Source organism: Eubacterium sp. MSJ-13 (assembly GCF_018918235.1).
Taxonomy (GTDB): Bacteria; Bacillota; Clostridia; order Lachnospirales; family Lachnospiraceae; genus Butyribacter.
Map to the genome: position 1 here is coordinate 23,832 of NZ_JAHLQE010000093.1, position 10,132 is coordinate 33,963.

General features: G+C 35.4%; 8 protein-coding genes and 1 tRNA gene. 1 reads left to right on the forward strand and 8 read right to left on the reverse strand.

All coding sequences use genetic code 11. From position 1 onward, the window contains the following. The first annotated feature begins 124 nt into the window (after positions 1 to 124). Entirely contained in the window at positions 125 to 1,477 is a 1,353-nt protein-coding gene (gdhA, locus tag KQI69_RS05745) for an NADP-specific glutamate dehydrogenase (RefSeq protein WP_216564393.1), read from the forward strand. A 116-nt stretch (positions 1,478 to 1,593) separates the two neighbouring features. Here gdhA and KQI69_RS05750 read toward each other — a convergent pair whose 3' ends face one another. The 8 genes from KQI69_RS05750 to recN form a co-directional block, all read right to left on the reverse strand. Next, a complete protein-coding gene (locus tag KQI69_RS05750) occupies positions 1,594 to 2,094 on the reverse strand; it encodes a hypothetical protein (RefSeq protein WP_216564394.1) in 501 nt (166 codons plus the stop codon). Next, complete coding sequence (locus tag KQI69_RS05755; protein WP_216564395.1) at positions 2,094 to 2,837, reverse strand: hypothetical protein; 744 nt, start codon at positions 2,835 to 2,837, stop codon at positions 2,094 to 2,096. Before KQI69_RS05755 ends, KQI69_RS05750 begins: the two co-directional genes overlap by 1 nt. 313 nt (positions 2,838 to 3,150) lie before the next feature. Further along, positions 3,151 to 3,223 (reverse strand) — tRNA-Thr (locus KQI69_RS05760). 61 nt (positions 3,224 to 3,284) lie between these two features. After that, on the reverse strand, positions 3,285 to 4,001 hold the full coding sequence (locus KQI69_RS05765) for a pseudouridine synthase (RefSeq protein WP_216564396.1): 717 nt from the start codon (positions 3,999 to 4,001) through the stop codon (positions 3,285 to 3,287). 319 nt (positions 4,002 to 4,320) lie between these two features. Beyond that, positions 4,321 to 5,757 carry a glycogen synthase GlgA gene (gene glgA / locus KQI69_RS05770; protein ID WP_216564397.1) on the reverse strand — a complete coding sequence of 479 codons (1,437 nt, stop codon included), beginning with the start codon at positions 5,755 to 5,757 and terminating at the stop codon, positions 4,321 to 4,323. 76 nt (positions 5,758 to 5,833) lie between these two features. Then, a complete protein-coding gene (gene spo0A, locus KQI69_RS05775; protein WP_216564398.1) occupies positions 5,834 to 6,646 on the reverse strand; it encodes a sporulation transcription factor Spo0A in 813 nt (270 codons plus the stop codon). A 189-nt stretch (positions 6,647 to 6,835) separates the two neighbouring features. Further along, positions 6,836 to 8,086 carry a SpoIVB peptidase gene (gene spoIVB, locus KQI69_RS05780; protein ID WP_216564399.1) on the reverse strand — a complete coding sequence of 417 codons (1,251 nt, stop codon included), beginning with the start codon at positions 8,084 to 8,086 and terminating at the stop codon, positions 6,836 to 6,838. 118 nt (positions 8,087 to 8,204) lie between these two features. Next, positions 8,205 to 9,914, reverse strand: a complete 1,710-nt coding sequence (gene recN, locus KQI69_RS05785) for a DNA repair protein RecN (protein ID WP_216564400.1) — start codon at positions 9,912 to 9,914, stop codon at positions 8,205 to 8,207. Positions 9,915 to 10,132 lie beyond the last annotated feature (218 nt).

The window sequence follows — 10,132 nt, forward strand, 5'->3', positions numbered from 1 at the left end:
TTACAATTTTTGTGTATCTTTTACATATTTTATTTTGGGTATTTTAATATGAAAGATATACTTATTGGTTCTTTGAACATCAACATTTCAAAATAAAAAACATAATCTCAGGAGGTTTTTTAAAATGGCGTTAAAAAATCAGTATCTTATTGACTTACTTGAAACAGTAAAAAAGAGAAATGCAGGTGAACCTGAATTTATCCAGGCAGTTATGGAAGTATTTACTTCACTTGAACCTGTTGTTGAAAAAAGACCTGACTTAGTAGAAGCAGGTGTATTTGAAAGAATCGTTGAGCCTGAAAGACAGATTATTTTCCGTGTACCTTGGGTAGATGACAACGGTAAAGTACAGGTAAACAGAGGTTTCCGTATCCAGTTTAACTCTGCTATCGGACCTTACAAGGGAGGTCTCAGACTTCACCCTTCAGTTTACAGTGGTATCATCAAATTCTTAGGTTTTGAGCAGATTTTCAAGAACTCACTTACAACACTCCCTATGGGTGGCGGTAAAGGTGGTTCTGACTTCGATCCTAAGGGCAAGAGCGACGGAGAAGTTATGCGTTTCTGCCAGAGCTTCATGACAGAGCTTTGCAAACATATCGGACCTGACTGTGATGTTCCTGCTGGTGACATCGGAACAGGTGCAAGAGAAATCGGATACATGTTCGGACAGTATAAGAGAATACGCAATGAGTGGTCTGGCGTTCTTACAGGTAAGGGACTTACATATGGTGGTTCTTTAGCTCGTACAGAAGCTACAGGATTTGGTCTTTGCTACTTTACAGATGAGATGCTTAAAGCTAACGGCAAGAGCTTCAAGGATCAGACAGTTGTTATCTCTGGTTCTGGTAATGTAGCTATCTACGCTACAAAGAAAGCTACAGAGCTTGGTGCAAAAGTTGTTGCTTTATCTGATTCTAACGGATACATCCATGACCCTGAAGGAATCGAACTTGATATTGTTAAGCAGATTAAAGAAGTTGAAAGAGGACGTATCAAAGAATACATTGACAGAACATCTCACAAGAGTGCTACATACACAGAAGGATGCAAGGGTATCTGGAGCATCAAGTGTGATATCGCTCTTCCATGTGCTACTCAGAACGAAATTGATGGCGAAAGTGCTAAACTTTTAGCTCAGAATGGATGCTATGCAGTATCTGAGGGTGCTAACATGCCTTCTACTCCTGAAGCTATCGATGTTTACTTTGCAAACAACATGCTTTACGGACCAGCTAAGGCTGCAAATGCAGGTGGTGTTGCAACATCAGGTCTTGAGATGAGCCAGAACTCTGAGAGACTTTCTTGGACATTTGAAGAAGTTGACGGAAAACTTCACAACATCATGAAGGAAATCTTCAAATCATGTGATGAAGCTTCTAAAGAATTTGGTATGCCTGGTAACTATATGGCAGGTGCTAATATCGCCGGATTCCTTAAAGTCGCTGAAGCTATGAAAGCTCAGGGATGCTGCTAATCTCTAGCTGATTTCGTATCATATATAAAATATTAACCATTATATTATGGTAAAATGGCTGTCATATAAAAATATGGCAGCCATTTATTTATTATATATATCACACTTTTGACAATCTATTTTCGCTCTCTTGCATAATTCAAATAGTGCATCTTATCCTTTTGATATTGTCTTTTTGTCTCATTTTCCCTGTCCAATTTTGATTTTGCAAATTTTTTACGTTGTGATTCTTCCTCGTGAAATATATTCATAATCCCTTTACTCGTATCTTCAATACATTCCTTGCAATATCTTCCTACCGGAAAAAAAGCTCCACACCTCTCACACCGTGCTGCATCTTTAAATTCTTTAGGCAATTGAAGACTTCCATCTTCAAGCAATGTGTCTATTACTTCAAGCTTTACACCCGTGTTGTCTGCAATTTCAACTGCAGATGCTGATCCGTTCTCTTCAAGATATTTTTTTACCTTTCCAAAATCATCATAATAGACTTTACGGCATCTTGGACATTTGTATTCTCCTGCACCCTTAAAATATAATCTCTCACGACAATCCGGACATTCCGTAGGAACATTTCTTTCCATTTGTGCCAATATATCATCTCTATCGTAAATCATCAACAACTATCTCCTTTCATTATAAATTTATCCCCAACCAGTCTCTTTTCTATATATTCGACAGTAGAATCAATAAACTTTATTATACTGTCATAATTTAAAAATCTGCTTTCTTCCGCCAAATGCTCTTCTTCAAAAAAATATTTTATAATCCATCTACGGCTCCTATCAAGTTCATCTGCCGTAATCATATCCTTTATGTAATAACCACTTGTATTTTTTAGTATTTCTTTTGCTTCAGATAACTCAGGCATTTCCCGTACAAGTCTGAAATCAACAAGATCAGTATCCTTGTTAAAATAAACAAATGTCTCCCTGTCATGGTCAGTCAGACCTATACTTAAAATATTTTCAAAATATTTTGGTCTTTCATTTAAGATAAACAATTTATCTGTCATCATATGTGTTATATATCCAAGATAAAGACCTCCACAGCACTCCTCATCTGTTAAATGTTTGACCCAGAACTCACCAAGTCTTTTTTCAAATAACTGAACAGTTCCATCTTTTCCAAAATCACCATCTGGTATCCCATCTCTGAAATGTGTATGAAGTTTCATACTCCTCTGATAATTTTCATGTTCCATTATTCCATCAGGACATATATTTCCAACTACAAACATATTTCTGTTGAAAGTTGTGCAAATCTCATCTTCATTTGCTGTTCCAATTCTATAACCATTTTTTTCAATAAAATCTGCAAGTCTTACAGCGATAACAAGATGAATCATTGTTCCTGCCATATATATATACCTCCTATCCCTATACACCATTGTAATTATAGTTAAATTTTTATATAAACTGTTCTGCATTTATTATATCATAAATTCGCAAGATAATAGAACTTGTTCTCTTATGCCGAATTTATGAACGACAAAATCCTCAGGCACGAAGTGCGACAGATGCGAAGCATCTGGATTTTGGAGTTATTATATCATAAATTTATATTCCTATGCTACTAACTGTGTCAATGTAAACATTAATTTTTAACTTGAAAGACACACCGAAAAACACAAGAAGCCTTGAAAACATAATGTCTTCAAGGCTTCCTACCTAAGCTGAAAATGGGACTCGAACCCACGACCCCTTCATTACGAGTGAAGTGCTCTACCAACTGAGCTATTTCAGCACTGCTTTATTATTTTACCCTATTTCTTATATATGGTCAAGTATTTTTTTATATTTAATATCTATTTTAATAGTTTATCAACCTCTTCATCTGTCAATCTTCTATATTCACCACATTTTAAATCTTCATCCAGCAAAAGTGCTCCCATACTTACTCTTTTAAGATATGTAACTGTTTTCCCAAGCTTCTTCATCATTCTTTTAACCTGATGAAACTTACCTTCATGTATCGTTAAAATACACGATGATACTCCTCTTTCCATATCTGTTTTAATATCTGACATATCAGCAGGAAGCGTAAGTTTCTCCTCTCCGATATCCAGTCCCTCTTTTACTTTTCTTCTATCAGTTTCATTAAGTATTCCTGATACTTCTACATAATATCGCTTTTTAACATGTTTTTTAGGTGACAATAATTTGTGTGCAAGTTCACCATTATTAGTAATAAGTAAAAGTCCCTCTGTATCTATATCCAGTCTTCCGACAGGAAATAAATCTTTTTTTTCAGATGTCTCTATTATATCCACAACCGTTTTATGTTCTTTATCAGTCGTTGCTGATACATATCCCTGCGGCTTATTTAACATATAATATTCATATTTATTATAAGATATCTCCCTGCCATCTACCACTATCTGTGATATATTTTCGTCAACCTTTGTCTCCGGTCTTGTTACTTCTTTGCCATCTACTAAAACTCTTCCTGACCTTATTAACTTCTTCACGCTGCTTCTTGACCCCACAGACATTTCTGTCAGGTACTTATCTAATCTTATCATCGATATTCCCCTTATCATAAATTTCCATACTAATACAACGAAAAGTCAAGCGGATATTCGCAATCCGCTTTGCTACTTGCTTGATAGTGTTAAAATTGCAGGATTGTTCTATTCATCAATTATTCATTGTACCAAAAAATGAGCTGAGCCTAACAAAATACCTATACTTCATTATACGGTATTTATCATACCTTAAATGAAAATATCCATATTATGATAGTCCAGCTCATAACTTGTTCTAATATTAAGATAATATATATACAAATCATAATATCATCTAATGATATCTGGTGTGAACGGTATTTTACACCAATACGACCTATAGTCTGTCGTACAAATCTGCATACTTAAGTGCTGACTGTCCCCATGAGAAATCTTTTGCCATTCCTCTGTCAATAATCTTATTCCATTCACGCTTGCGATTAAAATATACATCTTTTGCATAACGGATAGTGTTTAACATCTCATGTGCATTGTAATTGCAGAATGAAAATCCTGTTCCTTTGTTCTCATATTCGTTATACGGCTCTACAGTATCCTTAAGACCACCGGTCTCACGCACAATAGGAACCGTTCCATATCTCAAACTCATCAACTGACTAAGTCCACATGGTTCAAAAAGAGATGGCATAAGAAATGCATCACATGCTGCGTATATCTTATGTGAACGCTCATTTGAATAATATATATTGGCAGATACTCTGTCATGATATTTCCACTCATAGTGACGGAACAAATGCTCATATTTTTCTTCACCTGTTCCAAGTACGACAAGCTGTGTATCTTCCGCACATATTTCCTCAATTACATAATCAACAAGATCAAGACCTTTCTGGTCTGTAAGTCTTGATACAATACCTATCATAAATTTCTTATCATTTTCTTCAAGACCAAGTTCTTTCTGAAGCGCTCTCTTATTCTTAATCTTTTCTCTTCTAAATGATTTTGCCGAATAGTTTCTATAAATGAGTGGATCTGTCTCAGGATTATACTCATCATAGTCAAGTCCATTCACAATACCATAAAGAGAATTGTCTCTTGCACGCATAAGTCCATCAAGTTTTTCTCCATAAAACGGCATCTTAATCTCTTCTGCATATGATTCACTAACTGTAGTAACAAGGTCTGCATATACTATACCACCTTTAAGATAGTTAGCATCACCATACGCCTCAAGCTTATCTGATGTAAAAAATGATGGATTTATACCTGTAATATCCTTAACCTTCTGTAAATCCCATACACCCTGAAATTTAAGATTATGTATAGTCATGATAGTCTTAATATTTGTATAAAACGGATTTTCCTGGAACATATCGTGAAGATATACAGGAATAAGTCCCGTCTGCCAGTCATGACAATGGATAACATCAGGATGAAAATCAAGACTTGGAAGTGATGATAATGCTGCCTTACAGAAAAATGCAAACTTTTCTATGTCCTCATGTATATAACCATATGGTTTTGGTCCTGCAAAATAAAATTCATTATCAACAAAATAAAATGTAACGCCTTCATACTGCATCTCCATGATACCTACATACTGTTTACGCCACGCAAGATCTATATAAAAATGTGTTTTATACACCATCTTGTTCTTCCATTCATCAGGAATACATGCATATTTTGGTATCATAACTCTGACATCATACTTTTTCTTGTCAAAACACTTCGGCAGTGACCCCACTACATCTGCTAACCCTCCTGTTTTAATAAAGGGAACACACTCTGATGCCACAAATAAAATATTTTTCAATAAAACCAACCTCCTTCGCCAATGTTTATATACATTATACCCTAATTTGTTGGCTCTGAAAAGTATTTTCTATATTTTAAACTATCATTTTCCTGTTCATTTTGTATTCAAGCCTTATTTTGTCAGAAATAAGTGCTACAAATTCTGAATTAGTTGGTTTTCCCTTTCCAGAACTTACAGTGTAACCAAAAAGTTCTTCAATGGTATCAACTTTTCCTCTGCTCCATGCAACTTCGATAGCATGCCTTATCGCCCTTTCAACTCTGCTTGATGTCGTCTTATGATTCTTTGCTATAGTAGGGTACAATCTTTTTGTAATCGCCCCAAGCATCTCATCATCATTTACAGACATGATAATTGCATCTCTAAGATACTGATATCCTTTTATATGTGCCGGCACACCTATCTCATGTATTATGTCAGTTACATCTGCTTCAAGATTATATGATTTTTTTAACATTGTACTGCCATTCTCATATACCGTATTTATAACATGATTTTCAACATTCTCCTCACTTAAAGCATTCCTTATTCTTGAAAGTACCATCTGTGTGTCAAAAGGTTTGAGAATATAATACGATGCTCCAAGCATAAATGCATTTTCTGTCACACTCTCCTGACTAACTGCTGAAATAACTATTATCTTTGGAACTGAAGTTATCTTCTTTTTTTCTTTTAACCTTTCCATAACACCCAGTCCATCAATTCTTGGCATTATGAGGTCAAGTAAGACCACATCTGGATTGTAGACTTCTATTTTTTTCAATGCCTCCTCACCGTCAGCCGCCGTTGCCACTACATCCATATCCGTTTCTTTTGTGATAGCATCCTTAAGTAAATTAACTATTCTGCTGTTGTCGTCAACTACTAAAACTTTGATGTTGTCCATGTTTACCTCCAAATTCGACTTTTTGTTTTTCTACTTATTGATAATATTCCCATACTCATCATATTTCAACGGTAAACACTCTCTACTTTTCGACTAATACCTACCTGTTATATCAATTTTTTTTAAGTTTTTCTAATATACCACACCTTTTGACAGCATCATTTTACTTTATACAGCAGCGGCCTGTTACTATTTAAACATTTTTTCAATAAATATCGCATAACCACGGGCAGGATTATCTACAAATACATGTGTGACCGCGCCTACTATCTTTCCGCCCTGCACTATAGGTGAACCACTCATTCCCTGCACTATTCCCCCTGTTTTTTCTAGCAGTTTTTTATCTGTAACTTTAATAATCATATCCTTATTTTCTTTTGAATTCTGAAATATATTGCAGATTTCAACTTCATATTTTTCTATATTTTCACCAAGCTGGCACATTATAAATGCTTTCCCTTCAGTAATATCCTGTTTTAGTGCAACAGGCAGTGCAGATTTTTCTTCAAAACTAAAACCTTCCTTACCTTTGTCCATTTCACCCTTTATTCCTGAATCGTTGTTTACAATAATGCTCCCTATACGACACCTGTCAGATAACTCAACACTGCCCGATATCTGCCCTGGCACACCTTTTTTGCTTGGTATTATCCTATTAACAACAGCTTCATACAAACCACCTGCTGATATATCAATAAGCAGTCCTGTGTCTGCATCTGCTATACCATGTCCAAGTGCTGCATATGTGTTATTCTTCGCTATATATGTTATAGTTCCTATTCCCTCTGTGTCTTCACGAAGCCATGTTCCAATCTTTATTTTTCCATCTTCACCCTCTATTCCTTTAATCTTTACATCAATCTTTTCTCTTCCCCTGCGAACTTTCATTTTAATATTTCCAGCGCCAATTACCTGTAAAATATTTTCAATATCATCTATAGATGAAACTTCCTTTCCATCTACCATATAAATATAATCTCCCGCCTGAAGTATATTCTTTGCTGGATTGTAACTGTTTCCACCTTTTCCCTGAATTGCAGATGTTCCAAGAACCATGACACCCCTGGCATTAACATAAATCCCTGCCGCTTTTCCCGATGGCATCACTTTCTGTTTTTTTATGACATTAAATTTTATATCTCTATAATGTATAAGTCCAAATAATTTAAGTTCAGCCTTGCAGCTTCCTGAACTTTTCCCTGCTATAACTTTAAGGCTTCCACCTTTATTAGAATTATTAAATACCTTTATATCATCATTTGATATACTGTTGCATTGAACCGGAAGATTAAAATCAAATGATTCTTCTGTATTTTCAACAATATTTATACTCGCAGGTATCTTTTTATCAAGATACCAAATATAGTATAAAACAGAAACAATAATATCCAATGCCAATAATCCTATAAGTATAAACTGATAATATTTCTTTCTCTGCATGATAATATCCTCCAGTAAAGACATTTGTCACTGCTAACACATGTAATGTAAACAGAAACAGACATTTTCTTTTCTGATAAATATAATCTGCAAATATATTAAAAGTATTCACAACATTCTATGCTGTTAATTTTCTGACAAAACTTTCTTTTTCCGTTCTTGCAAGCTGCTCCATCTCCCTTGCGCTCTCTATAACGGCCTCCGTTATCTTAGCTCCACCTAATATTCTTGCAAGTTCATCTACACGTTCCTCCTCGGACAGTTTCCTTATAACGGTACTTGTATGATTTTTTATATTATTTTTTTCTATAAGATAGTGATTATCCGCCATAGCTGCTATCTGTGCAAGATGTGATATACATATAACCTGATGTGACCTGCCTATAAATGCCATCTTTTCAGCAACCTTCTGTGCAGTTCTTCCACTTATCCCTACATCTATCTCATCAAATATAAGTGTACTAATCGAATCATGTTCAGCTAAAACAGCTTTTACAGCAAGCATAATACGCGATAACTCACCACCTGATGCCGCACTTCCTATAGGTTTCAATGCCTCACCAGGATTTGTCGATATCATAAACTCAATATCGTCCTTTCCGTGTACACCAAAATCATCAAGCTCCCTGATGGCAATTTCAAATTTAACCTGCAAAAAATTAAGATCAATAAGCGCATCTGTAATTTTTTTCTCAAGCTCTTTTGAACAAACTTTTCTAATGTTTGAAATCTGTTCTGCAAGTTCAGATAATTTTTCTTTGTATAATTTTATCTTTCTCTCCAACTCTGCCTTGTATTCCTCATAAGCCTCATATTTTTCTAATTTTATCTGAAGATTTTTAGCATAATTTTCTACAAGCTCCGTAGTAGCTCCATACTTTGCCTTAATCCCCCTCACAAGATCAAGTCTTTGCTCTACCTTGTTAAACTCCTCACCTGTATCTTCTATATCTGAAGCATATGCCTGAAGATCCCTGTTAAAATCCATGATAAGTTCATCTATATCTGAAATCTGCTCTGCAAGATTTTTAAGATTTGAATCATACTCGCTGATTTTTCCTAAAATGCGCGAACTTCTGCCAAGCATCTGAGATACATTCTCCATACTATCATCAGAACTTCCCATCAAAGAATAAACCTCACTTATTCCTCTTTCTATCTCTCCTGCATTTGAAAGATAGCGGTACCTCTCCTGTAATTTGGCTTCCTCTCCCTTTACAAGATGTGCATTTTCAATCTGCTCAAGTTCATATCTGATAAATGATTCCTCCCTGAGTCTCTCCTCCTCAGATATCTCCCTCTCACCTTTTTTTGTAAGCAGACTTTTATATTCTCTGTACATCTCACCAAATCTTACATCTTTTCCACACATTTTATCTCCAACATATCTGTCAACTATCTCCATATGTTTGTGTTTGTGAAGAAGTGACTGCTGTTCATTCTGACCATGAATGTCGATAAGGATATCTGCTATGCTCCTAAGCATGGATACACTTACCGTCTCACCATTTACACGGTTTATAGTGCGTCCTTTAGTAACTTTTCTTGATATAACGACCATATCATCTTCAAGAGAAATCCCCAAATCCTCAAGTTCATGTATCTGCTCATCTGTCTCTGCAAGAAATGTAAGCTCTATCAATGCAAACTCAGCCCCGCTTCTGATGATATCCTTAGAAACCTTACCTCCAAGTGCAATGTTTATGGAACCAATAATAATGGACTTGCCGGCTCCCGTCTCACCAGTAAGAACATTCAACCCCTCTGAAAATTCCACCTCTATCTCATCTATAACAGCTAAATTCTTAACATGAAGATTCAACAACATAAAATAAACCTCCTCAAACTCTGATGTTCTCTATTTCACTTTTGTCTATATGAATACTATCACACGAACAACTGTTTGTCAAGAACATATTTTCTGAACAAACTTTCGTATCAAAAAAGAAGTATTACACATGCTGTTAAACATTATGTAATACTTCTTTTTATTTAACACTATCAAGTAAGTCCCCCACTTCTATTGCGTAGAGCAATAAGTGGGGG

Coding starts and splice junctions, on each gene's coding strand:
- gdhA (WP_216564393.1), top strand. CDS start 125: ATGGCGTTAAAAAATCAGTATCTTATTGACTTACTTGAAACAGTAAAA.
- recN (WP_216564400.1), bottom strand. CDS start 9,914: ATGTTGTTGAATCTTCATGTTAAGAATTTAGCTGTTATAGATGAGATA.
- spoIVB (WP_216564399.1), bottom strand. CDS start 8,086: ATGCAGAGAAAGAAATATTATCAGTTTATACTTATAGGATTATTGGCA.
- KQI69_RS05750 (WP_216564394.1), bottom strand. CDS start 2,094: ATGATTTACGATAGAGATGATATATTGGCACAAATGGAAAGAAATGTT.
- spo0A (WP_216564398.1), bottom strand. CDS start 6,646: ATGGACAACATCAAAGTTTTAGTAGTTGACGACAACAGCAGAATAGTT.
- KQI69_RS05765 (WP_216564396.1), bottom strand. CDS start 4,001: ATGATAAGATTAGATAAGTACCTGACAGAAATGTCTGTGGGGTCAAGA.
- KQI69_RS05755 (WP_216564395.1), bottom strand. CDS start 2,837: ATGGCAGGAACAATGATTCATCTTGTTATCGCTGTAAGACTTGCAGAT.